This is a genomic window from Microbacterium capsulatum (genome assembly GCF_030865425.1).
In the GTDB taxonomy this organism is placed as follows: domain Bacteria; phylum Actinomycetota; class Actinomycetes; order Actinomycetales; family Microbacteriaceae; genus Microbacterium; species Microbacterium capsulatum.
Genome location: NZ_JAVFCB010000008.1, coordinates 1 through 25861 on the forward strand (window position 1 = coordinate 1; position 25861 = coordinate 25861).

22 protein-coding genes are annotated in these 25861 nt (G+C 70.3%); 4 read left to right on the plus strand and 18 right to left on the minus strand.

The window, feature by feature from the left end:
• Positions 1-111: 111 nt before the first annotated feature.
• Positions 112-987: a phosphoribosylaminoimidazolesuccinocarboxamide synthase gene (locus RBR11_RS13630; protein ID WP_308489906.1), complete on the plus strand. Its 876-nt coding sequence runs from the start codon at positions 112-114 to the stop codon at positions 985-987.
• 546 nt (positions 988-1533) lie between these two features.
• Positions 1534-2862 carry a uracil-xanthine permease family protein gene (locus RBR11_RS13635; RefSeq protein WP_308489907.1) on the plus strand — a complete coding sequence of 443 codons (1329 nt, stop codon included), beginning with the start codon at positions 1534-1536 and terminating at the stop codon, positions 2860-2862.
• Positions 2863-2870: 8 nt separating this feature from the next.
• Here RBR11_RS13635 and RBR11_RS13640 read toward each other — a convergent pair whose 3' ends face one another.
• Positions 2871-3587, minus strand: coding sequence for a TetR/AcrR family transcriptional regulator (locus RBR11_RS13640; protein WP_308489908.1), 717 nt, complete (start codon positions 3585-3587; stop codon positions 2871-2873).
• 681 nt (positions 3588-4268) lie between these two features.
• Between RBR11_RS13640 and RBR11_RS13645 the strand changes: the two genes are divergently transcribed.
• Positions 4269-5066, plus strand: a complete 798-nt coding sequence (locus RBR11_RS13645; RefSeq protein ID WP_308489909.1) for an enoyl-CoA hydratase — start codon at positions 4269-4271, stop codon at positions 5064-5066.
• Between the two features lie 28 nt (positions 5067-5094).
• Here the strand turns inward: RBR11_RS13645 and RBR11_RS13650 are convergent, their stop codons facing one another.
• Entirely contained in the window at positions 5095-5742 is a 648-nt protein-coding gene (locus RBR11_RS13650) for a TetR/AcrR family transcriptional regulator (protein WP_308489910.1), read from the minus strand.
• Between the two features lie 341 nt (positions 5743-6083).
• Between RBR11_RS13650 and RBR11_RS13655 the strand changes: the two genes are divergently transcribed.
• Positions 6084-7556 carry an aldehyde dehydrogenase family protein gene (locus RBR11_RS13655; RefSeq protein ID WP_308489911.1) on the plus strand — a complete coding sequence of 491 codons (1473 nt, stop codon included), beginning with the start codon at positions 6084-6086 and terminating at the stop codon, positions 7554-7556.
• Positions 7557-7567: 11 nt separating this feature from the next.
• On the opposite strand, the gene RBR11_RS13660 is transcribed toward RBR11_RS13655, so the two are convergent.
• From RBR11_RS13660 to RBR11_RS13735, 16 genes are all read right to left on the minus strand, one after another.
• On the minus strand, positions 7568-8824 hold the full coding sequence (locus RBR11_RS13660) for an alpha-hydroxy acid oxidase (RefSeq protein ID WP_308489912.1): 1257 nt from the start codon (positions 8822-8824) through the stop codon (positions 7568-7570).
• Positions 8825-8843: 19 nt separating this feature from the next.
• Positions 8844-10970 (minus strand): acetate--CoA ligase family protein, encoded by a 2127-nt coding sequence (locus RBR11_RS13665; protein WP_308489913.1) that lies wholly within the window; start codon positions 10968-10970, stop codon positions 8844-8846.
• Positions 10971-10990: 20 nt separating this feature from the next.
• The gene (locus RBR11_RS13670) at positions 10991-11902 is read right to left on the minus strand and encodes an amidohydrolase family protein (RefSeq protein ID WP_308489914.1); all 912 of its coding nucleotides are present in this window, start codon (positions 11900-11902) and stop codon (positions 10991-10993) included.
• On the minus strand, positions 11886-12905 hold the full coding sequence (locus tag RBR11_RS13675) for a zinc-dependent alcohol dehydrogenase (RefSeq protein ID WP_308489915.1): 1020 nt from the start codon (positions 12903-12905) through the stop codon (positions 11886-11888). Before RBR11_RS13675 ends, RBR11_RS13670 begins: the two co-directional genes overlap by 17 nt.
• A 9-nt stretch (positions 12906-12914) precedes the next feature.
• Entirely contained in the window at positions 12915-14516 is a 1602-nt protein-coding gene (locus tag RBR11_RS13680) for a thiamine pyrophosphate-binding protein (protein WP_308489917.1), read from the minus strand.
• The gene (locus tag RBR11_RS13685) at positions 14513-15331 is read right to left on the minus strand and encodes an amino acid ABC transporter ATP-binding protein (protein WP_308489918.1); all 819 of its coding nucleotides are present in this window, start codon (positions 15329-15331) and stop codon (positions 14513-14515) included. The genes RBR11_RS13680 and RBR11_RS13685 overlap by 4 nt, the downstream gene beginning before the upstream one ends.
• Positions 15328-16332: an amino acid ABC transporter permease gene (locus tag RBR11_RS13690; protein ID WP_308489920.1), complete on the minus strand. Its 1005-nt coding sequence runs from the start codon at positions 16330-16332 to the stop codon at positions 15328-15330. Before RBR11_RS13690 ends, RBR11_RS13685 begins: the two co-directional genes overlap by 4 nt.
• Positions 16333-16364: 32 nt before the next feature.
• A complete protein-coding gene (locus RBR11_RS13695; protein WP_308489921.1) occupies positions 16365-17339 on the minus strand; it encodes an ABC transporter substrate-binding protein in 975 nt (324 codons plus the stop codon).
• A 491-nt stretch (positions 17340-17830) separates the two neighbouring features.
• Positions 17831-18418: an isochorismatase family protein gene (locus RBR11_RS13700; RefSeq protein ID WP_308489922.1), complete on the minus strand. Its 588-nt coding sequence runs from the start codon at positions 18416-18418 to the stop codon at positions 17831-17833.
• A gap of 34 nt (positions 18419-18452) precedes the next feature.
• Positions 18453-19415 carry an alpha/beta fold hydrolase gene (locus RBR11_RS13705; RefSeq protein ID WP_308489923.1) on the minus strand — a complete coding sequence of 321 codons (963 nt, stop codon included), beginning with the start codon at positions 19413-19415 and terminating at the stop codon, positions 18453-18455.
• Positions 19416-19417: 2 nt separating this feature from the next.
• A complete protein-coding gene (locus tag RBR11_RS13710) occupies positions 19418-20530 on the minus strand; it encodes an NAD(P)/FAD-dependent oxidoreductase (RefSeq protein ID WP_308489924.1) in 1113 nt (370 codons plus the stop codon).
• An 87-nt stretch (positions 20531-20617) separates the two neighbouring features.
• Positions 20618-22174, minus strand: coding sequence for an ABC transporter substrate-binding protein (locus tag RBR11_RS13715; RefSeq protein ID WP_308489925.1), 1557 nt, complete (start codon positions 22172-22174; stop codon positions 20618-20620).
• A gap of 85 nt (positions 22175-22259) precedes the next feature.
• The gene (locus RBR11_RS13720; protein ID WP_308489926.1) at positions 22260-23099 is read right to left on the minus strand and encodes an ATP-binding cassette domain-containing protein; all 840 of its coding nucleotides are present in this window, start codon (positions 23097-23099) and stop codon (positions 22260-22262) included.
• Positions 23096-24070, minus strand: a complete 975-nt coding sequence (locus RBR11_RS13725; protein ID WP_308489928.1) for an ABC transporter ATP-binding protein — start codon at positions 24068-24070, stop codon at positions 23096-23098. Before RBR11_RS13725 ends, RBR11_RS13720 begins: the two co-directional genes overlap by 4 nt.
• A gap of 3 nt (positions 24071-24073) precedes the next feature.
• Positions 24074-24949, minus strand: coding sequence for an ABC transporter permease (locus RBR11_RS13730; RefSeq protein ID WP_308489929.1), 876 nt, complete (start codon positions 24947-24949; stop codon positions 24074-24076).
• The gene (locus tag RBR11_RS13735; RefSeq protein WP_308489930.1) at positions 24942-25859 is read right to left on the minus strand and encodes an ABC transporter permease; all 918 of its coding nucleotides are present in this window, start codon (positions 25857-25859) and stop codon (positions 24942-24944) included. Before RBR11_RS13735 ends, RBR11_RS13730 begins: the two co-directional genes overlap by 8 nt.
• Between the last annotated feature and the right edge of the window lie 2 nt (positions 25860-25861).

Genomic DNA, 25861 nt, shown 5'->3' on the forward strand with positions numbered 1-25861 from the left:
GCGGCGGCGGGCGCGCGGTCGCGGCGGCGGGCGCGCGGTCGCGGCCGCGGGCGCGCGGTACGCGACGGCGGGCGCGCGGTGCCCGGCCGCGGGCACGGCGATAATGGATCCGTGAGCACCCCCCTCGAACTTCCCGGCTGGCGTCACCTCTACTCCGGCAAGGTCCGCGACCTGTACGCGCCCGAGGACGCCGCGGACGAGCGCCTGCTGGTCGTCGCCTCCGACCGGGTGAGCGCCTTCGACTTCGCGCTCGAGCCGGGGATCCCCGACAAGGGCGCCCTGCTCACCGCGCTCAGCCGCTGGTGGTTCGACCGCCTCGCGGAGGGGACGGACCCGATCCCGAATCACCTCGTGGACGGCGAGATCCCGGCCGCGGTCGCCGATCGCGCGATGCTCGCGATGCGCCTCGACATGCTGCCCGTCGAGTGCGTCGTGCGCGGCTATCTGACCGGATCCGGCTGGGCCGAGTACGTCGACAGTGGCACCGTGTGCGGTATTCCACTGCCCGCCGGACTGCAGAACGGCGACCGCCTGCCGGAGCCGCTGTTCACCCCGGCGTACAAGGCGCCGATGGGCGAGCACGACGAGAACATCACGTTCGAGCGCACCGCGGAACTCGTGGGTGCCGAGCGCGCCGCTCAGCTCCGCGACGTGTCGCTCGCCGTCTACCGCCGCGCCGCTGCGATCGCGGAGGAGCGCGGGCTGATCCTCGCCGACACGAAGTTCGAGTTCGGCGTCGACGGCGACGGCATGCTGCGCCTCGCCGACGAGGTGCTCACGAGCGACTCGTCGCGGTACTGGGACGCCGAGTCGTGGCGGACCGGATCCACGCCCGCCGAGCGCATGGCGAGCTTCGACAAGCAGATCGTGCGGGACTGGCTGTCGGCGCACTGGGACAAGCAGGGCACGCCGCCGCTGCTGCCCGCCGAGGTCGTCGCACAGACCGCGGCCCGCTACGCCGAGCTGCTGGAGCGCCTGCAGGCCTGAACGCCTGAGGGGCCGAGGGTCTGAATCGGCCGACCCGGGCCGACCCCCGGATCGTGTCCCACTTTCTGCTGCTCTGCGGCCGGTTTCCCCGCAGAAATGGGGACACGGGGCGGCAGAAGTGGGACGCGCTCGGAACAGCCGTGTAGCGCACGGTCTGCGCCTGGAACAGGCCGTCGCGGACATGAAGGTGTCCGTCCCGCCGAGGGCGGACGCGACCGCACCCTGCGCGGTCCAGCTGAGCAGGATCACGTCGTCCGCGATCTGCGCGTCGATCGCCCACCTCGCGTCGGGGAGGTCGGCGAGCAAGCGCTCCAGCCCCTCGCGCACGCCGGCGCGCCCCCGCAGGACCTGGTCCGAGGTGACGAAGACCGCGTCCTCGACGTAGGCCGTGTCCCACTTTTCGCTGCGATCGGGCCGGATCGACAGCAGAAAGTGGGACATGGGCGGTCAGAACTGGGACACGGTCCGTCCGAAGCCCCTGGCTCCCAGGGAACGCTCAGGATAGGGTTTTCGTTCAGACCCCTCCCCCGATCCCGAGGAGCCCCCATGGCCCTGTGGACCATCCACGGCAACGGACGCACCGTCGAACCCGGCGCCGTCGTCCGCCCCGACGAGCGCCTGAACTGGCCCGCCACGATCGCGATCGGCGTGCAGCACGTCGTCGCCATGTTCGGCGCGACCTTCCTCGTGCCGATCCTCACCGGCTTCCCCGTTCCGACGACCCTGCTGTTCAGCGGCGTCGGCACGCTGCTGTTCCTGCTCGTCACCCGGAACCGGCTGCCCAGCTACCTCGGATCCTCGTTCGCCTTCATCGCGCCGGTCACCGCGGCGACGGCGGCGCACGGCATGGGATCCGCTCTCGCCGGCATCGTCGCGGTCGGCGTGCTGCTCGCGCTCATCGGGGTCGTCGTGCACACCGCGGGCGTGAAGTGGGTGGACCGGCTCCTGCCACCCGTGCTCGCCGGCACGATCGTGGCGCTGATCGGGTTCAACCTCGCGGGCGCCGCCTACGGCAACTTCGCGAAGTCCCCGATCACCGCGACCTTCACGCTCGCGGTCACGATCCTGTTCGCGGTGCTGTTCCGGGGCTTCCTCGGCCGGATCTCGATCTTCCTCGGTGTCATCGCCGGGTACGTGTTCGCGGCCTTCCGCGGTGAGCTCGACTTCTCCGCCGTCGAGAAGGCCGCCTGGGTGGGCCTGCCCACGTTCCACCTCCCCGACTTCGGCGCGCCGGGCGTGTGGAGCGGGATAGCGATGTTCCTGCCCGTCGTGCTCGTGCTCATCGCCGAGAACGTCGGTCACGTGCGCGGCGTCGCGACCATGGTCGAGGATCCGGAGATCAACAGGCAGACGGGCAAGGCGCTCCTCGCCGACGGCATCTCGACGACGGTCGCGGGTCTGTTCGGCGGATCCGGCACGACCACGTACGGCGAGAACATCGGCGTCATGGCGTCCACCCGCGTCTATTCGACCGCCGCCTACTGGGTGGCCGGCATCGCGGCCATCCTGCTCAGCCTGTCGCCCAAGTTCGGCGCGATCATCAACTCCGTGCCGGCCGGCGTGCTCGGCGGCATCACGACCGGGCTGTACGGGCTGATCGGCGTGATCGGGATCAAGATCTGGGTGGACAACCGGGTCGACTTCTCCCGCCCGGTGAACCAGTACACCGCGGCCGTCGCGCTCATCATCGCGGTCGGCGGTTTCTCGATCGCGATCAAGGACTCGGGCTTCGTGCTCGGCGGGATCGTCATCGCCACGGTCGCCGCGATCGTGATCTACCACGGCGGCAACGCGATCGCCCGGCTGCGCAAGAGCGGCGCGGACGACCCGCACCCGATCGAGGCGGTCGGCGCCCTCGGCGGCGATCCGGCCTGAGCGGGGCGTCAGGCCGGATCGTTCGAGGCCCGGGCGCGCGGTTCCTCCCCGCGCCCGGCGCCCGGCTCCGGCACGACCGTCGCGGTCTGCAGCGGCGTCGTCGGTGCGGGCAGCCCGTACTGCCGGTGCACCCAGCGCCGCGCCGACTCGAGCGGATACGAGTCGCCGTAGATGATGCACTGCCCGACGATCCCGTCGAGCAGGCTGCGCAGCATGATCTCCTCGACCGCCGGATCCGCCTCCCCGCGCTCGCGGAAGATCGACCGCACCGCATCCTCCGCGGCGGTGACCTCTGCGAGGTGCCGCCGCTCGGCCTCGGCGAACAGCGCTCGGGTCGCGGGCTGCTGCTGCAGGGCGACGATCACGCGCTGCAGCGGGAGTGCGTGCGCGGTCATCCCGAGCACGGTGTCGATGATGCCGGCGAGCCGCCCGTCGGGCGGAGGCAGGACGGCGGGCGACGGGGCGACGGCCGTGGCGCCCTCGCCCTCGCCGTGCGCGATCCCGAACAGCATCTCGAACCAGCGGTCGACGACCGCGAGGATCAGCTGGTCCTTGCCGCCGAAGTGGTAGTTCACGAGGCCCTGCGCGACGCCCGCGCGGCTCGTGATCTCGGCAATCGTGGCGCCGTCGATCCCCCGCTCGGCGAAGACGTCGATCGCCGCCACCACGAGACTCTCCCGTGCGCGCTCCCTGGCGAGGCGGTTCTGCTCGGCGGAGCGTGCCATGCGAATGCCCTCCGGTCCCTTTGCCCGATGCCGGGTCATCGGCTAGATTAATGACTGAATTGATGTTCAATCAATGAGGACCCTCCGACGCCGGTCTTCGGGACAGGCGTCCGGAACGGGGGTTCGCCCGCACGGATCACGGTGCCCGCACCGTTCGGCGGACGGATCCTGCGGTCAGCAGGGGGTTGACCGGAGGTGCCGGTGTCTGGGGGATGCCGGCGATGAGCGCTCCGCTCCCGGGCGTGCACAGCCTGGAGCGGGGCGCTTCGGCGTTTCGGGGGCGTGCGCGAAGCTCCGTCCCGTCGTGCCTATGACAGGGAGGAGGGGCGGAACCCGCACGGATCCGCCCCTCCTCCGGCTCTTGCGGCCTCATCGCAGCGGCCCCGGACCGTCCCATCCGCCGAACGGATCCTGCTCGGATCCGATCCGACAACTGATCATTGGATCGCTTGATGTCACGCCAGCCGCTTCTTTCGTGCGCGGAAGGCGTCGTGAACCCTGGGAGTCAGGCACGCCGATGAATGCGTGAACTTATGGATGATCTGGTTTTCTCTTCACAATCTCTATCGACGGACGGACTGCCGAGTGACGCTCCGTCGATGCTATCGTATTTCTAAACGATTGTTTAGACTTGGGCTGATCCTGAACGATTCGGCCTCGACCGACAAGGAAGTTGGCAACATGACAGATCAGAACGTTCTCGTCTCGCGCGAGGGTGCGGTGATGACCGTGACCCTCAACCGGCCGGACCGCCTGAACGCGATGACGGCGGAGCTGCTCGACGAGACGGTCGCCGTCTTCGAGACGGCCTCCCGGGACGACGACATCCGGGTGCTGATCCTGACCGGCGCCGGGCGCGGGTTCTGCGCGGGCGGCGATCTGTCGCAGGGTCCCGGCGGCGGCGTGACGCTCGGGTTCCCGCCCGCGGAACGGCCGAAGGCGCTGCGGGCGTTCATGGAGACGTCGCGCCTGCTGCACACGATGCCGGCGGTCACGATCGCAGCGATCAACGGCGCGTGCGCGGGCGCCGGCCTGTCCTGGGCGTGCGCGACCGACCTGCGCTACGCGGCGGAGCGGGCGCGCTTCAACACCGCGTTCCTCAACGCCGGGCTGTCCGGCGACTTCGGCGGAACCTGGTTCCTGCCGCGGATCATCGGCTACGGCCGGGCACGCGAGAAGTACCTGGAGTCGCAGCCCTTCGACGCCGCCGAGGCGCTGCGGATCGGGCTCGTGTCGCGCCTGTTCCCCCAGGAGGACCTGCTCGACAGCGTGCAGGAGATCGCCCGCGGGCTCGCTGGGGCGGCGCCGCTCGCCCTCGCCCGCATCAAGCAGAACCTCGTCGACAGCGCCGCGGTGAGCCTCGAGACGGCGCTGGACCGCGAGGCCGAGCGGCACACGTTCTGCGCGGAGAGCCAGGACGCGACCGAGGCGGCGGAGGCCTTCATCGCCAAGCGCACTCCGCAGTTCAGCGGGGCCTGATCACCGCCCGACGAGATCCCGACCCGACTCAGGGGATCGGGATCTCGCCGTAGGTGGGCAGGTCCATCTGCGGCCCGCGCGTCGAGCGCACGAGCGACAGCGCCATGTGGCCGTACCGCCAGCTGATCTCCTCGGCCGAGAGCGGGCCGCCCTCGCGGTACCAGCGGGCCACGAACGTGCACATGACGGTGACCGCGCGGCTGGCCTCGAGCGGCCAGGGCGTCAGGAACAGGCCCTCCCGGCAGCCGTCCTCGACCGCGTCGTCGAAGATGCGCTGCAGCTCGTCGCGCTTGGGGATGTGCTTCGCACGGTTCTCCGGGCTGAGGCTGCGGATCTCACTGTTCACGACGAAGCTCGCGGCGACGTCGGAGGTGTTCCACAGCACGTGCGACTGCGCGGCGGCGAACAGGCGGGCGACCGGATCCGATCCGACGCGGCTCACCGCGTCCTTGGTCGCCTGGATCGACTTCGCGAGGAAGTCCTCGAGGATCTCCATCAGCAGATCCTGCTTCGATCCGTAGTAGTGGTAGACGGCGGCGCCGGTGACCCCCGCGACCTGCGCGACGTCGCGGATCGACGAACCCTCGTAGCCGCGTTCGTGGAAGCACTTGAGCGCCGCGGCGATGATCGCCTGCTTGCCCGGCCTCGCCGAGCTCTGCGAACCGTTGTTCGTCATCGTGGACTCCTCAGTGCTCCCCGGGTGTCCGCGTGAAGACCGTCGATCAACCGTGCGAGAAGGCTACCAAGAAGCGGTCTCGCGGCTGCGGTCATCGGCGGGGTTCCTTCCGACTGGACGGAGGCGGGATCTGCCTCCGCGGTTGCTGAACGATCGTTCGAGACGAGCCGCGGCCGTGTGCGCCGCGGCTCGTTACGCAGGCAATTGTACCCTTGCCGCTTGCGGCGACATCCGATCTCCGGTTCAATGAGAACTACTTATCAACTGTTTAGAACATCGATCACTCCGCCCCGCCGCCGCAGAGCCCGGGGCGCGGCGCAGGACGCGGATTGGAAGACACCATGACGACCACCAGCGGCACTCCCACCCGTGACACCGCCCTCGAGGCGATCACGGGCCTCGCCGCGGCGCCGGAGCTCATCGACGGCGCTCTGCGCGCCGGAGACGGCGACCGCGAGCTGACGGTGACGGATCCGTCTCTCGACGTCGTCCTCGCGCGGGTCCGCGGTGCGTCGACGGCGCAGCTCGACGAGGCGGCGGAGGCGGCGGGCCGGGCGCAGCGGGCGTGGGAGGACACCGCCCCCGCCGAGCGGGCCCGGCTGCTGCGGGCCCTCGCCGACGCGATCGAGGTGCGCGCGGACGAGTTCGTCGGCGTCATCACCGCCGAACTGGGTTCGCCGCTGACGCTCTCCCGCCGTCTGCACGTCGACCTCGCTGTGCGGGACATCCGCGCCGTCGCCGATGCGCTCGAGGCGTTCACGTTCGAGCGGCGGATCGGCAACTCGGTCGTGACGGAGCGGGCGGCGGGCGTCGTGCTCGCGATCACCCCGTGGAACTACCCCCTGCACCAGGTCGTCGCGAAGGTCGCCCCCGCGATCGCCGCCGGCTGCACGGTCATCCTCAAGCCCAGCGAGAACGCGCTCGCGACCGCCGCGCTGTTCGCCCGCTGCGTCGTCGACAGCGGCCTGCCTGCGGGCGTGCTCAACGTCGTGCTCGCCGGCGGCCGGGAGATCGTCGACCACCTCGTCGGCCACCCGGGGGTCGACCTGGTCTCGTTCACCGGGTCGACCGAGGTCGGATCCTCGATCGCCGCCCGCGCCGCGCGGACGATCACCCGCGTGCACCTCGAGCTCGGCGGCAAGTCGCCCAGCCTCGTCGCGCCCAGCGCAGATCTCGCCACCGCGGTCAAGGTCACGCTCGCGAACGCGTTCTTCAACTCCGGACAGAGCTGCAACGCGTGGACGCGGCTGCTCGTGCCCCGCGCCTCCCTTGCCGAGACCGAGGAGCAGCTCGTCGCGCTCGCGGCGCGGCACCGCCCGTCCGACCCGTGGAGCGACGACGCCCGGATGGGTCCGGTCGTCTCCGCACAGCGCCAGGCCGCGATCTGGCGCGACATCGCCGCCGTCGAGGACCGCGGCGAGCGGATCCTCGCGGGCGGGCTCGGCCTGCCGGACGGGACCGAGCGGGGATCCTTCGTACGCCCCACCGTCGTGTTCGACGTCGACCCGCACAGCCCGATCGCGCAGGAGGAGGTCTTCGGACCGGTGCTCACGGTGCTCGGCTACGACGACCTCGACCACGCCATCGAGCTCGCCAACGGCACGCGCTACGGGCTCGGCGGCAGCGTCTGGGCCGCCTCCACCGACGAGGCCGCCGGGATCGCGCGCGAGGTGCGCTCGGGCCAGCTCGACCTGAACGGCGGGGCGTTCAACCCCGCAGCCCCGTTCGGCGGCTTCAAGTCGTCGGGCTACGGCCGCGAGCTCGGCTCGTACGGCATCGCCGGGTTCCTCGAGCCGCAGTCGTTCCAGTACTGAGCGGAGCGCGCTCAGTACAGCGGCACCGGCGCCCGCCGCGTGAACAGCCGTACGTGCTCCGGCGTCAGCTCGGCGATCGACGTCACACCGAGCAGCTGCATCGTGCGCTCGACCTCGGTGCGCAGGATGTGCGCCGCACGGTCCACGCCGGCCTCGCCGCCCGCCATGAGCCCGTACAGATAGGCGCGCCCGACGAGCACGAACCGGGCGCCGAGTGCGATCGCCGCGACGACATCCGATCCGGTCCGCACCCCCGAATCGATCATGACCTCCGTGTCGGCACCCACTTCCCGCACCGCCGCGGGCAGCAGGTGCAGTGGCGGCGGAGTGCGGTCGAGCTGGCGCCCGCCGTGGTTGGAGAGCACGATGCCGTCGACGCCCGCGTCGACGGCCCGGCGGGCATCGGCCAGGGTCTGCACACCCTTGATCACGAGCGGGCCGCCCCACGCTTCCCGCACCCATGCCAGATCCTCGAAGGTCGTCGTGTTGTCGTTGAAGCCGGACACCTGCAGCGCAGAGCGCGGGACGCCCGGTTCCTCGTAAGTGAACGTGTACGGCTCGGTGGTGAGCAGATTGCTCCACCACTCGACCCGGTAGGACGCGTCGAGGAACGTCTTCAGGGTGAGCTGCGGCGGGTACGACATCCCGTACTTGAGGTCCCGCAGCCGGTTACCCGACACCGGGACGTCGACCGTGACGATGAGGGCGTCGTAGCCGTGCGTCTTCGCCTCCGCGATCATCCGCAGCGACAGGTCGCGGTCCTTGAGCAGGTACATCTGGAACCAGCGACGGGCGGACGGGGCGGCCTCGGCGAGGGCCGCGATCGACGTCGTGCCGACCGTCGACAGCGCATAGGGGATGCCGGCACGGCCCGCGGCACGCACCACGGCGCGCTCCCCCGCCGCGTGCATCATGCGGGTGCCGCCGGTCGGCGCGAAGCCGAACGGCAGTGCGCTCGGGCCGCCGAGCACGGTCGTGCTCGTGTCGACCGCGTGCACGTCGCAGAGGATCCGGGGGTGGAAGTCGAGGTCGCGGAACGCCTCGCGCGCCCGGGCCATTCCGAGCTCCTCCTCCGCGCCGCCGTCGACGTAATGGAACGGGCCGGACGGGGTGCGCGCCTGCGCGATCCGCCGGAGATCCTCGATCGTGTGCGCGGACGCGAGCCGCCGCTGCACACGACCGAGACCGCGGCGATCCTTCAGAGCGAGGAAGGGCTTGAGGTCGCCGGGGCGCGGGAAGCGCCGCTCCAGCCGTGCGTACTCCGGCATGGGATCAGGATCCTTCGCGTCATCGGGCGATGAACAAGGCATCGACGAGCGTGATCTCGCCGGTCCCCTCCCGCACGAACGTCGGGTTGAGGTCGGCCTCGACGATGAGGTCCCCCAGGTCGGCGGCGAGCGCGGAGAACCGCACGATCGCGTCGGCCAGCGGACCGATGTCGGTCGGCTCCGCGAGCTTCCGGTACCCGGACAGGAGCCTGCCCAGGTGAGTCTCGGCGATCAGGTCCCGGGCGCCCTGCGCCGTCACCGGCGCGAGGTCGACGGCACGGTCGCCGACGAGCTCGGCGAGGGACCCGCCGGATCCGACGACGACGAGGGATCCGAGCGGATCCTCACGGGTGAACCCGAGGATCGCCTCGATGCTTCCGGCGACCGCCACCTGCACCTCGTAGCCGTCGATCTGCGCGTGCGGGAGGGCCCGCATCCTCTCGCGGATGCCGGCGACCGCCGCGCGAAGCGCCTCCTCGTCGCGGATGCCGACGACGACCCCGCCGACGTCGACCCGGTGCGGGACGTCCGGCGAGGCGATCTTCACGACGAGCGGGAAGCCGACCTCGCGGGCGAACGCGACAGCCTCGTCCTCGTCCTGCACGACCAGGGAGCGGGCGTAGGGCAGGCCGTAGGCGGCGAGGATCCGCTGGACGAGCGCATGCCCGAGCATTCCGTGCCGGGCCGAGACCTCGGCGCGGAGCCCGGCAACGACCTCCGCCGACACGATCATCGACGCGTCGTCCTCGGGTGTCGGCGCCGTGCCCAGGGTGTTCAGGGCGACGAGGGCGGGCTCGAGCCCGCGGAGGATCGTCGTGTTCGTCCCCTCGACGAGCTCGGCGAGCATCGGGTGCACCGGGGAGGCCGTGCTGGAGACGACGACCACGGGCGTCGCGGACGCCTTCGCCCCCTCCACGATCTGACGGACGTGCTCGATGTAGTCGTGCTGCGGGGTGAGCGGAAGCTTCTCCTGCGCATCCTGCACGACGACGATCGCGTCGACGCCGGGATCCGCGCCGACCGCCGCGACCGCCTCGGCGGTGCGTCGGGCGTCCTCGTCGATGCTCGCGCCGATGTCGACGGGGTTCTCACCCGTCGTCCCCGGCAGGGCGGCGCGCACGCGTTCGGCGGTCTCCGGGGCGAAGTCGGCGATCGTCGCGCCGATCTCGGTGGCGATGTCGCACGCGAGCGCGCTCTGCCCGCCTGAGATCGACATGACCGCGAGCCGGTTGCCGCCGACGGGCCGCGATCCCAGCCGGGAGTACAGGTGCAGAGTACTCACGAGCTCGTCGTAGTCGCGCACGACCGGCACGCCGAGCTGGCGGAACAGCGCCCGGTAGGCGTCGTAGCCGGTGACCAGGGCGCCGGTGTGCGCCTGGGTCGCCCGGCCACCGGCCGAGGTGCGCCCGACCTTGACGGCGACGATCCGCTTGCCCGCCGCCTGCACGCGGCGCACCGCGGCGCGGAACGCCTCCGGCTCGGTGAGCGACTCGAGCACGAGCCCCACGGCCGCCGTCTCGTCGTCCTCCGCGAGCCAGGAGAGGTAGTCGGCGGCGCTGAGCGACAGCTCATTGCCGCTGGACACCACGCGCGAGAAGCCGAGGTCCGAGGTGGTCGTGACCGAGATCGCCGCGGACCCGGACTGGGTGACGAGCGCGACGTTGCCGGTGCGGAAGTCGCGCCGGATGTTCGCGGTCCACAGCGGGGCGGCGTCGGCGACGCTCAGCGTGCCGAGGCAGTTCGGTCCGTTCACGACGATCGGCAGCTCCGCGAGCGCCTCCCGCAGCTCGGTCAGCTCGTCGTCGCCGAAACCCGCGGCGGGCATGACCGCCGCGGGACAGCCGCGCTCGGCGAGCTCGCGCAGCACGCCGGTCGCCCGGGCGGCTCTGACGCTAACGACCGCGACGTCGACGCCCTCGGGAAGGTCGGCGATGCTCGGCACGGCCGCATATCCCTCGAGCACGTCGGCCCGCGGGTGCACCGGGATCACGGTGCCCGCGAACCCGAAGATCCGCAGGTTCCGCAGCACCTGGTTGCCGAGCGTGCTGCGCTCCGGCGAGGCGCCGATCACGGCGACGGTCCTCGGGCGCAGCAGCCCGGTGATGCCGCGGGCGACGAGGGCCGCGCGCTCAGCGGCGGTCCGCACGGTCGGGAGATCCGCGGTGATCATTCGATGCCCAGCACTCGCGCGGCGTTGCCGTACAGCCACTTCTCCTGCACCGACTCCTTGAGGGGCAGCTCGAGGTACTCGTCGATGATGGCCTCCATCGACATGCCCAGCAGCCCCCAGGACAGGCCGACCATGACCTTGTCCTGGATGAGCGTGTTGCCGAACTGCATGAACTGCTCCCAGCCCGAGCCGGGCTTGCCGAGGTACTTCGGCCGGTGCGCGGCGGTGTCGCAGAACAGGTTCGGGTGTCGGCGCAGCAGGCCGACCATGTCGTTGATCCACGGCCAGCCGCTGAGCCCGGCGATGATCGTCAGCTCGGGGAAGTCCATCGCGATCTGGTCGAGGTGCCGCGGGTGGGCGAGGTCGTACGGGCGGTCGTTCGCATACGGCATCGAGGTGTAGATGCGCACGGGGATCCCGAGCTCCACGGCCTTCGCGTACAGCGGGTAGTAGCGGCGGTCGCTGGGCGGGATCGTGTCGTAGAGCGCGGCGACCGAGAGCCCGCCGATGCCCTCCTCCGTGACGAGCCGGGTGAGCTCGCGGGACGCGCGCATGCCGTCGTACGGGCTGAGGTGGGCGAAGCCGATGAAGCGGTCCGGGAAGGCCTGCACGACCTCGGCGGTGACCTTGTTGGACGCCGCGGCGACGACGCTCTTCACGACACCGGCGCGATCCATGAGCTGCACGAGCTCGGCGGCGCGCTCGGCCGGCGGCCGGGTGTCGGTCACCGCGTTCACGTCCGGGGCCTCGGGATCGTCGGATCGCGTGAAGATCGTGTCGTAGTTCGACCAGCCGTATCCGGGCGGGTTCGGCAGGCGGTCGGGGCCGGCGGGGCCGCGCTGGCCGGTGCCGGCGTGCTCGCCGTCTCCGCCGGGGAGGACGGTCTCGAGGTCAATGACGCGACGCATCTGCGAATTCCTTTGCTACTTCGAGGGGGTCGGCGGTGGCCGCCGCGGGCGTGGTGAAGACGATCTTGAGCTGCCCCGGCTTGGGGGTGATGGCGCGGGTGTAGGCCTCGGTGATATCGTCCGGGCCGACGACGTCGGTGACGTACGCGGCCGCGAGCGCGGGGTGCGCCGCGAGGTACTCGCCGGCGGCAGCCAGCCAGTGCCGGCGGTCGCGGGTGAGGCCGGAGCGAAGAGTCAGGTCCTTCGCAAGGAAGCGGTCCAGGTCGAACGGGTAGATCCGCTCGTCCGGGATGCCGAAGTAGTAGATCTGGCCGCCGTGCGCGACCGCCTCGACGGCGTCGTTCAGGGTCGCGGTCTGGTGGCCGATCGCCTCGACGACGATCTCCGGGCGGCGGTCGTCGGGCAGCATCCGCGCCCAGCGGTCGGCCGAGGCCCAGACCATCTCGTCCACGCCGAACAAGGCCGCAACGTCGCGGCGGTCGACCCGGTCGACGCCCGTCACGTGCGCGGCGCCGGCGGACTTCAGCACGTGGCCGAACAGCACGCCGATCGGGCCCTGGCCCATGACCGCGGCCGTGCGACCGGCGACGTCGCCGAGCCGGTCCACCGCGGCGAGCACGCACGCGAGCGGCTGCAGCATGACCGCGACCTCGGCGGGCAGATCCGGACTGTACGCGGTGAGGCCGTCGCCGCGGGTGATCACGTACTCGGCGATCGCGTCGTAGGCGGTCGCCCAGCCGACGACGGTCTCGCCGACGTGCACGCCCTCCTGGGCGGAGGCGACGACGACACCGACGATCTCGTGCCCGGGGAACCCGACCGCTGCCGGCAGATGCGAGGGCGCGTCCGCGTCCAGCTGGCGGACGCCGCGGAAGAACTGCAGGTCGCTGCCGCAGATCCCTCCCGCGAGCGTGCGCAGCAACACCTCCCCCGGCTGGAGCGCGGAGGGATCCGGCTCCGGGGCGTCACAGGGCTCGAAACGCTGCGGCGCGACGAGCTGCATCGCCCACATTCAGGCGATCCCGTCCGGGCTGATCCGGATGTCGATGAGCAGCGGGCCGCGGCGCTCGGCGATCACGCCGGCGATGCCGTCCAGCTCGTCGAGTGAGGTGACGGTCACGGCCGATCCGCCGAGCGCGGTCGCGATGCCCTCGAAGCCCGGCCAGTCGAACATCGCCAGGTCGCGGTTGCGCCCCTGGTCCCGCAGCTGGATCTCCTCCGCGCCGTAGCAGCCGTCGTTCAGCACGACGCAGATGAGGTCGCGGTCGTGCCGGACGGCGGTGTTGAACTCGGTGAGCCCGGTCATCATGAAGCCGCCGTCGCCGCAGATCAGCAGCGCGGGCCGGTCGGAGCGCGCGAAGCTCGCGCCGATCGCGGCGCCCATCCCGATCCCGACCGCGCCGAAGCTCGCGCCGTACACGTAGGCGGCGGCATCGGGGGCGTGCACCCGGCGGACCGTCTCCTCCATGAAGCGCCGCACGTCCACGACGAGCGTGCGCTCGGCCGGCACGGCCTTCTCGACTGCGGCCAACGCGGTGCGGATGTCGACCATCCCGTCACCGCTGCGGTCGACGTACCCGGCGGATCCGTTCGCGGCGCGCAGCTGCAGCGCCTCCTCGTGGAACCGGGTCGCGCCGATCTCGGCGAGATCCAGGTACTCCACGATCTGCCGCGCCACGGCGGCCGCATCGCCCGCGATCACCGCGTCGACGTCGAGGTTGAACCCGAGCCGGGCCGGGTCGACATCGCACTCGATCACGGTCTTGCCCTGGAAGAGCGCCCCGCGCTCGGTCGTGAGCTTCGACAGGCTCGCGCCGATCGCGATGATGCAGTCGGCCCGATCGATCACCGCGGAGCCCTCCGGCGAGGACAGACCCCCGCAGATGCCGATGCTGCGCGGATCCCCGGAGAACAGCTCCTTGCCGCGGAGGGTCGTCGCCAGCGGCGCGCCGAGCCGCTCGGCGAGCGCTCGCACAGCCTCCTCGGCGCCGCCGAGCACTGTGCCGTACCCGGCGAGCACGAGCGGGCGGCGGGCCACGCTGATCATGCCGAGCGCGGCCTCCAGCTCGTCGTCGTCGAGCGGGGTCGGAGTAGCCGTGCCCTGCTCGACCGAGCGGTAGGCGACCTCCTCGTCCTGGATCTCGACGGCGATGTTCAGGACGACCGGGCAGCGCTCGGTGCGCGCCACCGTGACCGCGCGTGCGACGTCGTGCAGCACCGAGTGCCGGGACTCGACGTTGATGAACACCGCGCCGGTCGGGGCGACGTACTCGGCCTGCTCGATGAACTGCTTGTTCTCGCGGTCGTGCGTGGCGCCGGCGATCAGCACGACGGGGGATCCGGCGCTCACGCAGTCGCGGAGCGCGGTGATCGTGTTCGTCAGACCCGGCCCCTGGGTCACGGTCGCGACGCCGACCCGGCCGCCCGCCTGGGCATAGCCGTTCGCCATCGTGACCGCGCCGAACTCGTTCGCGGCGGTGACGTAGGTCAGCCCGAGCTCGTGCACGAAGTGGTCGATGATCAGGAGGTTCCCCTCCCCCATCACGCCGAACATCGTGTCGACGCCGTGGTCCGCCAGCGCCTTCGCGACGGCCGCACCGAGTTTCACGCTCATGCCCTTCTCTCGCTCATCGCGCGCGCCAGGAACGACCTGGTGCGCTCCTCCTGCGGGTTCGACAGGACCTCGTCCGGCGTCCCCCGCTCCACCACCTTGCCGTTGCTCATGAACGTCACCGTGTCGGCGACGTCCTGCGCGAAGCCCATCTCGTGCGTGACGACGACCATGGTCATGCCGTCCCGCGCGAGCTGCTTCATGACGGTGAGAACTTCGCCGACGAGTTCGGGGTCGAGCGCCGACGTGGGCTCGTCGAAGAGCATGAGCTTCGGATCCATCGCGAGCGCCCGCGCGATCGCGATGCGCTGCTTCTGCCCGCCGCTCAGCTGCGCCGGGTAGGCGGTCGCCTTGTCGCTGAGCCCGACCTTGTCGAGCAGGTCGTAGGCCCGCTCCTTCGCGGCGGTCGCCGTCATCCGGCGCACCTGCCGGGGCGCCTCGATGATGTTGTCCAGCACGTTCTTGTGCGGGAACAGGTTGAAGTTCTGGAACACCATGCCGATCTGCTCGCGGTTGCGGCAGACCTCGGCGTCGCGCAGTTCGTGCAGCCGACCGTTGACCTCGCGGTAGCCGACGTTCTCGCCGTCGACGTAGATGCGCCCGGCGTTGATCTTCTCGAGGTGGTTGATGCAGCGCAGGAACGTGGTCTTGCCGGATCCGGACGGGCCGATGATGACCGAGACCTCGCCGCGCTTCACCTCGAAATCGACCCCGCGGAGGATCTCGACCGATCCGAACCTCTTGAACACGCCCGTGGCCTTGACCATCGGGCCGTCGTACCGTTCCGCGGCGCGGTCGGTGCGTGAGCGGAAGATCATGACTGCCCTCCCTGGGGGTTCGACCGGATCTCGCGCACGCCGGGGTGGAAGTCCCCGAACATGCGGCGCAGGCGCTGCACCGGCGTGAGCGGCTGGTTGCGCGAGGATCCGCGCGAGTAGTGCCGTTCGACGTAGTACTGCCCGACAGTGAGGATCGACGTCACGACGAGGTACCAGAGGCTCGCGACGATGAGCAGCGGGATCGTGTCGTACGTCGACGCGTAGATGAGCTGGACCGAGCGCAGCAGCTCGACGACCGTGATGACGCTCGCGAGCGAGGACATCTTCAGCATGCCGATCGTCTGGCTGCCCGTCGGCGGGATGATCACCTTCATGGCCTGCGGCAGGATGATCCGCAGCATCGTCTTGCGGCGGGACATGCCGAGCGACTGCGCGGCCTCCTCCTGCCCCTCGTCGACGGACAGGATCCCGGCCCGGACGATCTCGCACATGTACGCGGCCTCGTGCAGACCCAGGCCGAGCAGGGCCGCGAGGAACGGGGTGATCATCGTGTTGGCGTTCAGCGAGACGAAGGTCGGGCCGAACGGGATCCCCAGGTTGATCTGCGGGAACATGTAGCTGAGGTTGTACCAGAGCAGCAGCTGCACGAGCACCGGGGTGCCGCGGAAGAGCCAGATGTACAGCGCGCTCGCGGAGGACAGGATCGGGTTCGTCGACAGGCGCATCACGGCGAGGACGATCCCGCCGACGATCCCGATCACCATGGCCGCCGCGGTCAGCTCGAGCGTGACGAGCAGGCCGTTCAGGATGTTGGGCGTGAGGAAGTACTGCCCCACGATCTCCCACCCGAACCGGGTCTGCATCTGCGTGCCGCGCTGGATCTTCTCGAACCCGAGCGTGTAGACGCCCCAGGCGACGAGGACGATCAGCACCACGACGGCCACCCAGCGCCCGGGACGCGGCACGGGCACCGGCTTCTCGTCGATGAAGATCGTCGTCGTCACCGGCGACGCCTGCGTGCTCTGGGGCTCCACGATCACAGCTCCTTCTGGCTCTTCCTGCGGCGGGCGCGTCAGCTGGCGGGGTTGCCGACGTCGTTGAGCGCGGGCTTCTTGATCATGATCGGCGCGACGCCCCACTTCTCGAAGATCTTGGCGTAGGAGCCGTCGGCGATCATCTCCTCGAGCGCCGCCTGGATCGCCTTGTCCAGACCCGTGCCCTTCTTGACCGCGATGCTGCTCGGCACGTTCGCGGCGATCGGGGATCCGGTGACCTTGTACTGGCCGTTGCTCTGCTTGATCAGGTAGTTGATCGTCTCCTGGCTGTCGAAGCCGGCATCCGCCCGGCCGCTGCCGACGGCGAGGACCTCTTCGTTGCCGTTGTTGAACGTGAGCACGTTGACCGCGGCCTTGCCCGCGGCGGTGCACTTCTTGGACTGATCCTCCAGCATGGTCTGCAGCGAGGTGCCGAGCTGCACCGCGACGCCCGCGCCGCACAGGCTGTCGAGCCCGTTGTACGACTTCTTCGAGGAGCTGGACGTGAACAGCGTCGACCCGATCAGGGCGTAGGAGATGAAGTCGGCCTTCTCCATGCGTGCGGGCTTGGCGTACATGCCGGCCTGCCCGATGTCGATCCGCCCGCTCGCGAGGCCCGGGATGATCGTGTCGAAGCCGGCGTTCTCCAGCTCCATGTCGATGCCGAGCTTCTGCCCGACGGCCTTGATCAGGTCGGCCTGGTAGCCGACGACGGTGGTGCCGTCCTTGTCGATGTACTCACCGGGAGGGGTCGACGCGTCGAGCCCGACGACGAGCGTGCCCTTGTCCTTGAACTCCTTGGGCACGAGCTTCGCGGCCTTGCCCGCCTTCGCCGGGTCGGCCGGCGAGGAGTTGCCGGACGCGGCCTTCGCGCTCGTCGCGGGCGCCGCGGCGGGCGAGCCCGCGGAGCAGGCGCTCAGCACCACCGCGAGGACCACGCCGGAGGCGGCGAGGGCGAGGGATCGTACCTTCGGGGAGGCCACGGCAGAGTGGTCCCGGTTCGTGAACAGCATGCGATGAACTCCTTCGGTCGCGCACAGGGGTGAGGATCCTGCCGGGTGAGCAGGGGACTTGCGGTGTGGGATCGACGTCGATGCGGCACTTCTGATCGTTGGATCGCTTCGTCGAGATCTCTTCGGCCCTCCGCGCCCGTCACGCACACCGCGAGGAATGCGTCAGGGATCGGTTTTTATAGGGTTTATCAGGTTTTTTAACACTCACTGCGAGGCGGCTATCTCACCTCGCGATTGCAACACTATCCCTAAACGCTCGTTTAGACAACACGCACTTCCGGCTTTCCGGGGCAATCCTCGCACAACCCTGCACGGGCACTCCCCCGGGCTATCCTCCCGCCTTCCGCGGACTGAACGCTCGTTCAGACGCCGAGTCTCCGATAGCGGTGAGGCCCGGACGTGCGATGCACGTCCGGGCCTCTGGGCGGCCTTCCCGGGGCGCGCCGCGAAGCGGAGCGGGCGGCCGGGGAAGGCCGTCATCCGGGGGCGCTTCAGGCTGCGCTCTCCCCGAACGCGCGCTCCACCTCATCGACCGAGCGGACCCGGCCGAGCAGCGGCAGGATCGTCTCGACGCTGTGCCGGTGCCCCTCGGCGGTGGCGGCCGACATCGCGTCCTCCGCGAACACGATGTTGTAGTAGTTCTCGTAGGCTGCGCGGGCGGTGCCCTCGACGCCCCAGTTGGTGGACATGCCGATCAGCACGATCGTCTCGATGCCGTGGCGGCGCAGCTGCACGTCGAGGTCGGAGCCGTGGAAGGCGTTCCAGCTGCGCTTGACGAGCACGGGCTCGTTCGGCTGCGGGGCGACCTCGGGCACGAGCTCGTCCCAGCGCGGCTCGCGCACCGGGTTCGCCGGACGCTGCTTCTCGATGAGGATCGGCTGCAGCGAGTCGCGCTCGTTCGGCAGGAAGCTCGAGCGCACGTGCACGAGCAGGGATCCGGCCTCGCGGGCGGCGGCAATGAGGCGCAGCGACTTGTCGAGCACGCCGCGGGAACCGTGCGGCAGGTGATCGTGGGTCATGTTCGCCTCCTGCAGGTCGATCATGACGAGGGCGGTGGTCCGTGGGTCGAAGAGGGTCATGGGTGCCTTTCTGTCGGGGGGCCGGGAGTGGGGGTCAGGATCCGCCGGGGGTCATGCGGGCGCCGTCGATCACGGCGTGCACCGCGTCGGCGCAGGCGCGGACGCCGGCCTCGGCGAGGATCACGTCGTAATGGTTCGTGCCGGCGACCTCGGCGATGTGCAGGTGCGGCCAGCGCGTGCGGTACTCGTCGAGGAGGGCTGCCGGGTGCAGGCCCGGCTTCGCCGCGACGAGGTCGCTCTCCGCGGAGATCAGCCAGACGCCGTCGCGGTGCGAAGGGTCGCTCATGACCCGCTCGAAGGCGGTCAGGTAGTCGGCGGATCCGTACACGTCGTCCGAGTCGGCCTGCATCGCCTCGACGACGGTCGACGCGCGGTAGCCGTGCTCCGCGTCGCCGACCAGGTCGTATTCGAAGCTCGCCCGTGCGACCGGATCCACCCCGGCGGCGAACGACGGATGCGCGCGGAAGAAGCCGAGGTACTCGTCGACGTCCGCGAACGCCCGGCCGAGCCGGGCGGCCGGCCCGAACGCCTCGAGCAGAGCCTCGGTCGTGTCGTCCTTCCTGGCGCGCGGAGGCCGCGGCGTGCCGCCGTCGATGACGACGGGGCCGAGGAACCGGTATCCCGGCGCCGCCTCGGCGAGCAGGCCCGCGACGGTCATCGCAATGTAACCGCCGAGGGAGTGCCCGACGAGGACGACGTCGCCCGCGGGGAGCAGTTCCCGGATCGCGGCGAGCACGGTCTCGGCCTGGGCGCGCATGCCGTACGGGGCGCCGAGGTCGCGGGAGCCGGCGCGGCCGCGCAGGTCGGGACCGATCACGCGCAGCCCGGGCAGCGCCTCGACGACTGCGGCGAGCATGAGGTGGTTCGAGGTGATGCCGTGGATGACGCACACCGCGGGCGCCCCGGCGGGTGCGGGATCCACCGGATCCCACACCCCGACCGTCGCCGCCCCTCCGGGCACCTCGACGGCCTCCCTCCGGTAGGTGTGCGTGGCCATCGTCAGGCCGCCGCCACGCCGAAGTGGGCGAGCTCGGGGGCGGCCTCGCCCATCACGTCGCGGGCGACGGCGTCGCCGAACAGCGGGCCCATCGTCAGGCCGCCCGCACCGTAGCCGGCGACGAGCCAGAGCCCGTCCGCGCCCGGCACGCGCCCGATCAGCGGCACGCCGTCATCGCCCATCGGGCGGATCCCGACGCGGGTCTCCAGGATCGTGGCGCCGGCGAGACCCGGGGCGAGCGCGAGCGCCTTCTGCAGCACCGACATCTGCCCGGCCGCGGTCACCCGCGCGTCGAAGCCACTGCCGGTCTCGCGGGTCGCGCCCACGGCGATCCGGCCGCCGTCGAACGGGGTCATGTAGTGGTCGGCGAACGGATGCAGGGTCGGCCACGGCGAGGTGTTCACGCCGCGCAGGCCGAGATGCACGATCTGTCCGCGCTGCGGGCTGACGCCCACGGTCGTACCGAGCGGCGCGAGGAGGTCGCGCACCCGGGCGCCGGCCGCGACGACGACCGCGTCGACATCGAGCTCGGTGGTCGTGGTGCGGACGCGCCAGCCGGATCCCTCGCACGCTTCGATGCCGATGACGGCGTCGACGAGGTGCGCGGCTCCCAGGGCGATCGCGCCGCTGAGGGCGGCGTCGCGCAGGATGCGACCGTCCACCCGGCCGCCGCCGGAGACGGTGATGCCGCCGAGGCCCGTGGCGAGCGGCGGGAAGAGCTCGCGGGCGCGGGCGCTGTCGACGCGGGCGACCTCGCCGGCCACGGATCCGGCCGCCGCGACGCGCGAGCGGATCCGCTCCTCGACGCCGTCGAGCTCGGTCTGGGTGCCGACCATGAGTGCGCCGGAGCGCCGGTAGCCGAGCTCGGGGATGCCCAGGCCTTCGAGCTGGGAGAGGAACTCGGGGTAGAAGCCGCCGCCCGCGGAGTACGCCTCGTAGAAGGAGCCGTCCGAAGACGACACCCACGGGGCGATGATGCCGGCGCTCGCGGCGGTGGCCTGGCCGAACCCGCCGTCGTCGATCACGGTGACCCGCGCGCCCCGGCGGGCCAGCTGGAACGCCGTGGTGACGCCGGCGATGCCGCCTCCGATGACGACGGTGGTTGCACTGTTCATGGTGGTTCTGCGTTCCTTCTGCTGCGGGGGCTGGGCGGGGCGCTCGGATCCGGCCCCTCGGGAGGGACCGGATCCGAGCGATCGTGATTACTTCGCCGGGGTGACGTCGTCGAAGACGAACGCGTCGTCGGCGCGCGGGGTGAACTTCACGCTCTTGCTGGTGCCGTAGGCCGAGGGCTGCGCATACAGCGAGATCAGCGGGCGGTCCTTCTCGGCGATGATCTCCTGCACCTGCGCGTAGTCCTTCTTGCGCTCGTTCTGGTCCATCGTGCGGTTGGCCTTGCTCAGCAGGTCGTCGACCGTCGCGTTGCTGTAACCCATGCGCGGCATGCCCAGGGTCGTGGCGAAGCCCTGCAGCGAGTACGAGGCGTCCAGCAGCGCGTCGGAGAAGGCGACCTGGTAGACGGCCTTGTTCGTGTACTTGCTGTAGATGTCGCCGAAGGCGCCGCCCTCGAGGATCTCCAGGTCGACCTTGAACCCGGCCTTGGTCAGCATCGCGTTGACCATCTCGGCGAGCTCGGCGTCCATCGGGTAGGTGCCGCGGGACGCGCTGTAGTGCAGCGACACGTCGCCGCCGTCCGCCTTGACCTTGTCGACGAGCTCCTTGGCCTTCTTCGGGTCGTACACCGACGTGTCGTACATCTTCGGGTCGCCGCCGAAGACGGCCTTCGGGGCGCGGGTGCGGGTCGGGGTGGCCTCGCCGTTGAACAGCGTCTTCACGATCGACTTCTTGTCGATCGCCAGGTCGATGGCCTCACGGACGCGCGGGTCCTTCGTCGCGTACTCCGAGTTCAGGCGCAGCACGAGCAGCATGACGCGGCTGGTCTCGCCGATCGACATCCGGGTCTTGTCGCCGTTGACACGCTTCCAGTCGATGACCGGCACGTCGGTGGCGATGTCGACGCCGCCGGTGAGCAGCTCGGACACGCGGGTCGAGTTCTCCGGGATCGTCCGGACCTCGACGTGCTTCCACTTCGGCTTGCCGCCCCAGTAGCCGTCATTGCGGTCGAGGATCACGCGGTCGTCGCGCTTCCACTCGGTGAACTTGTACGGGCCGGATCCGAACGGCGCCTTGATGAAGGCCTCGATGCCGTTCTTCTCGATGAAGTCGGCGGGAACGATGTCGGCGCCGCTCTTGGCCAGCACGGCCATGAGCGTAGGCATCGGGCCGTCGGTCTTCAGCTGGAACGAGTACTCGCCGGTCTGGGTGGCCTCGAGGATCTGCTGGTACCAGCGCGCCTCGAGCAGGGACGGGTCCTTCAGACGGTGGATCGTGAAGACGGCGTCCTTGGCGGTGAGCTTCGAGCCGTCCTGGAATTTCACGTCCTGGCGGAGGGTGAAGTTCCAGGTGGTGTCGTCGACCTGCTTGTAGTCCTTCACCAGCTGCGGGACGATCTTCATCGATGCGTCGCGGGTGAAGAGCCGGTCGTAGATGTTGCGGTTCACCCGGTCGGCCGAGGTCTGCACGGCGTTCTGCGGGTCGAGGTTGCGCGGGTCGACGGTCTGCGCCCACACGAGCGTGTCCTTCGTCGACGCGGCGCTGCTGTCGGCCTTCGGGGCGCTGCCGGTGCCGGGAACGCACCCGGCCAGCAGCAGCGCCGCTGCGGCGAGCGCCCCAACGGCGGCGACTCTCTTCTTCGTCATGCTGTGTTCCTTTCGCGAGCGGATCGGGTCCGCTCTGGGGTGTCCGGCGGGGGTGTCGCCGGAGGTCGGTGGTCGGGACGGATCGTCAGCGGCTCTTGAACGGCTGCGCGCGGGACGACTCGATGAGCTGCTTCGTGTACTCGTGCTGCGGGCGGTGCAGGATGTCGTCGGCCGTGCCCTGCTCGACGACCTCGCCCTTGAACATCACGCTGATGCGGTCGCTCATGAAGTAGACGCTCTCCAGGCCGTGGCCGATGAACACGTACGTGAGGCCCAGCTCCTCCTGGAGCTCCTTGAGCAGATTGAGGATCTGGCTCTGGATCGACACGTCGAGCGCCGAGACCGGCTCGTCGCAGACGAGCACGGGTGGTTTGCGCGCCATCGCCCGGGCGATCACGAGACGCTGGCGCTGCCCGCCGGAGAACTCGTGCGGGTACTTGTCCAGCGCCGCGGAGGAGAGCCCCACCTGGTCGATGAGCTCGTCGACCCGCCGGGCGATCTCCCGACGGCCCGCACGGGGCGCCACCGTCATCGGTTCGGAGAGGATCGCACGCACGTTCATCCGCGGATTGAGAGCGGAGTACGGATCCTGGAACACCATCTGCGCCGCGGTGCGGCCCGCGGTCGTCGTGCGCCCCCTGCGGTCGAAGACCGACTGCCCGTTGATGCTGATGTCCCCCGAGGTGGGCGAGAGCAGGCCGACGAGCATCCTCGCGACAGTCGTCTTGCCGGATCCGGATTCCCCGATGATGCCGAGGGTGGATCCCTTCGGCACGGCCAGGTCGACGTTCTTCACCGCCTGGAACTCCTTCTTCTTCCCGAAGAAGCCCTCGGCGACCTGGAAGGTCTTGTGCAGCCCGGTGGCCCGGACCACCGCGTCGGTGCCGGTGACGGTCTCGACGGCGGTGTCGATGTCCATGGTCATGATGCGACGCCCTTCAGCTCCAGCAGACGGTCGGTGTGCCAGCAGGCCGCCGCCTGGCCGTCGACCTCGGTGAACGCGGGCTTGACGGAGCACGCATCGGTCGCGAAGGCGCAGCGCTGCGCGAACCGGCAGCCGCTCGTCCACTCGCTCGGCGTGGGCACGCGGCCCGGGATCGCGGTGAGCCGGCTGCTCTTCGCCTCGATCGACGGGGCCGACTGCAGCAGCGCGTCGGTGTACGGGTGCCGCGGCGCGGTGAGCACGCGCTCGGTCTCGCCGCTCTCGACGATCCGCCCGGTGTACATCACCGCGACCCGGTCGGCGATCCGCCGCACGACGTTGAGGTCGTGGCTGACGAGCAGCAGGGCCGTGCCGGTCTCGACGCTGATGTCGTAGATGAGCTTGAGCACCTGGTCCTGCACGGTCACGTCGAGCGCCGTGGTGGGCTCGTCGGCGAGCAGCAGGCGCGGCTTGCCGAGCAGCGCCATCGCGATCATCGCGCGCTGGCGCATTCCGCCGGAGAGCTCGTGCGGGCGCTGCCGCAGCACGCGCTCGGGCTGATGGAAGCCGACCCGGTCGAGCATCGACAGCACATCGGCGCGGGTGGCGCGCACGTGCCGGGCGGCCTCGCCGAGCTGCGTACCGATCGACAGGATCGGGTTGAGCGCGGTGAGCGGCTCCTGGTAGATCATCGAGATCTCGCGGCCGCGCAGCTGCCGCATCCGAGCCGGGGACGCGTGCGCGATGTCCTCGCCGTTCCACCGGATGGACCCGCCGGAAACGGCGAGCCCCCGGGCGAGCAGGTTGATGATCGACATGCAGGTCAGGCTCTTTCCCGATCCCGACTCGCCGACCAGGGCCATCCGCTCACCGGCGCCGATGGAGAGCGAGACGCCGTCGACGAGGGTCAGGTCGCGCTTGGTCGCCTTCACGCTGAGGTCCTGAAGGCTCAGCATCGCTTCGGTCCGTGCCATGGGTCACACCGCCAATCGCGGGTCGAGCATGTCCCTCAGCCAGTCGCCGAGGAGGAGGATTCCGAGCACCGTCCCGGTGATCGCGAGCCCCGGGAAGGTGCTCAGCCACCAGGCGCTGGTGACGTAGTCGCGACCCGTGGTGAGCATGAGACCCCAGGAGATGTCCGGCGGCTGCACGCCGAGACCGAGGAAGCTCAGCGACGACTCGGTGATGATGATCGTCGCGACGCTCAGCGTGGACAGCACGATGAACGTCGGCATGACGTTCGGCGCGATGTGCCGGGCGATGATCCTGAGGTCCGAGACGCCGACGTTCTTGGCCGCCTCGACGAAGAGCCGCTCGCGCAGCTCGAGAACCTCGGCCCGGATCTGCCGGGCGTAGATCACCCAGTTGGTGACGCCGAGCACGACCACCAGCGTGGTGAGGCCGGGCTTGACGACGCCGAGGATCACGAGGATCAGCAGGATGCCGGGGATCGCGAGCAGGGCGTCGACGAGGCGCATGATCGCCGCGTCCACGAACCGGCCGTAGTAGCCGGCGGCGAGGCCCGCGACGAGGCCGATGGATCCGGCCAGCACGACGCCGAGGATGCCGACGAGCAGGGAGATCCGGGATCCCTCGATGAGCCGGCTGAGCATGTCGCGGCCGAGGTTGTCGGTGCCGAGCGGGTAGGCCCAGTCGGTCGCCGGCGGGATGAGCGCCTTCGACGGGTCGATGTCCGCGGGGTTGTGCGGCATGATCCACGAGGCGAGGATCGCGACGAGCACGGGGACGATCACGAGGATCAGCCCGAGCACCGCCGGGGCGGGGATGTTGCGGAAGAGCCGGGCGGCTCGCGCGGGGGTGCGCTCCTGCGGGAGCACGATGAACTCAGTCAAGTTTGATCCGCCTGTCCACGAGCTTGAACGAGATGTCGGAGAGGATGCTCAGCGCGATCACCATCAGCGCCACGATGAACACCGCGGCCTGGATCAGCGGCATGTCGCGCTGGGTGACGGCCTTCACCAGGAGCTGGCCGAGGCCCGGCCAGGCGAACACCGCCTCGGTGATGAGCGCACCGCTGAGCAGGTGCGAGAACTGCAGCACCGTGATCGAGGTGACGGGGATGAAGGCGTTGCTCAGCCCGTGCCGGAACAGCACCGCCGAGTCCTTCAGGCCCTTGCCGTACGCGGTGCGGATGTAGTCCTGGCCGAGGATCTCGACCATGCTCGAGCGCACCAGCCGGGTGATCTCGGCCGCCGTGCCCGTGCCCAGCGTGATCACCGGGAGGACGATGTGTGCCCAGGATCCGCTGCCCGAGACCGGGAACCAGCCCAGAGTCACCGAGAACAGCAGGATCAGCATGATGCCGAGCCAGAAGCTGGGCATGGCCTTGGCGATGACCGAGACCGACGACACGAGGTTGTCGATCGTGCCGCCGCGGTGCACCGCCGCCCACACCCCGAGGGGGATGGCGATGACGATCGCGAGCACGATCGCGCCGATCGCGAGCGTGAGGGTCAGCGGGAGCCGCTCCAGGACGATCCCGATCGCCGGCTCGTGGTACTGGTACGACTCGCCGAAGTGGCCGGTCAGCACCGAGCCGAGGTAGCGCAGGTACTGGATGATCAGCGGGTCGTTCAGACCCATCGAGTCGCGGATCCTGGCGACCTGTTCCGGGAGAGCGTTCTCGCCGAGCATCAGGGCGATCGGGTCGCCCACGATGAACACGAGGAAGAACACGATCGTGACGATCAGGAACAGGGTCGGGATCGCCTCCAGCAATCGCCGTCCGATGTAGTAGCCCAACG

Excerpts from the sequence above, each read along its gene's own strand:
- RBR11_RS13650 (WP_308489910.1), bottom strand. The coding sequence starts at position 5,742 with ATGACGAACAACGGTTCGCAGAGCTCGGCGAGGCCGGGCAAGCAGGCG.
- RBR11_RS13685 (WP_308489918.1), bottom strand. The coding sequence starts at position 15,331 with ATGATCTTCCGCTCACGCACCGACCGCGCCGCGGAACGGTACGACGGC.
- RBR11_RS13675 (WP_308489915.1), bottom strand. The coding sequence starts at position 12,905 with ATGCAGCTCGTCGCGCCGCAGCGTTTCGAGCCCTGTGACGCCCCGGAG.
- RBR11_RS13705 (WP_308489923.1), bottom strand. The coding sequence starts at position 19,415 with ATGGCCACGCACACCTACCGGAGGGAGGCCGTCGAGGTGCCCGGAGGG.
- RBR11_RS13655 (WP_308489911.1), top strand. The coding sequence starts at position 6,084 with ATGACGACCACCAGCGGCACTCCCACCCGTGACACCGCCCTCGAGGCG.
- RBR11_RS13710 (WP_308489924.1), bottom strand. The coding sequence starts at position 20,530 with ATGAACAGTGCAACCACCGTCGTCATCGGAGGCGGCATCGCCGGCGTC.
- RBR11_RS13695 (WP_308489921.1), bottom strand. The coding sequence starts at position 17,339 with ATGCTGTTCACGAACCGGGACCACTCTGCCGTGGCCTCCCCGAAGGTA.
- RBR11_RS13725 (WP_308489928.1), bottom strand. The coding sequence starts at position 24,070 with ATGGCACGGACCGAAGCGATGCTGAGCCTTCAGGACCTCAGCGTGAAG.
- RBR11_RS13640 (WP_308489908.1), bottom strand. The coding sequence starts at position 3,587 with ATGGCACGCTCCGCCGAGCAGAACCGCCTCGCCAGGGAGCGCGCACGG.
- RBR11_RS13635 (WP_308489907.1), top strand. The coding sequence starts at position 1,534 with ATGGCCCTGTGGACCATCCACGGCAACGGACGCACCGTCGAACCCGGC.
- RBR11_RS13660 (WP_308489912.1), bottom strand. The coding sequence starts at position 8,824 with ATGCCGGAGTACGCACGGCTGGAGCGGCGCTTCCCGCGCCCCGGCGAC.
- RBR11_RS13720 (WP_308489926.1), bottom strand. The coding sequence starts at position 23,099 with ATGACCATGGACATCGACACCGCCGTCGAGACCGTCACCGGCACCGAC.
- RBR11_RS13700 (WP_308489922.1), bottom strand. The coding sequence starts at position 18,418 with ATGACCCTCTTCGACCCACGGACCACCGCCCTCGTCATGATCGACCTG.
- RBR11_RS13680 (WP_308489917.1), bottom strand. The coding sequence starts at position 14,516 with ATGAGCGTGAAACTCGGTGCGGCCGTCGCGAAGGCGCTGGCGGACCAC.
- RBR11_RS13645 (WP_308489909.1), top strand. The coding sequence starts at position 4,269 with ATGACAGATCAGAACGTTCTCGTCTCGCGCGAGGGTGCGGTGATGACC.
- RBR11_RS13670 (WP_308489914.1), bottom strand. The coding sequence starts at position 11,902 with ATGCGTCGCGTCATTGACCTCGAGACCGTCCTCCCCGGCGGAGACGGC.
- RBR11_RS13715 (WP_308489925.1), bottom strand. The coding sequence starts at position 22,174 with ATGACGAAGAAGAGAGTCGCCGCCGTTGGGGCGCTCGCCGCAGCGGCG.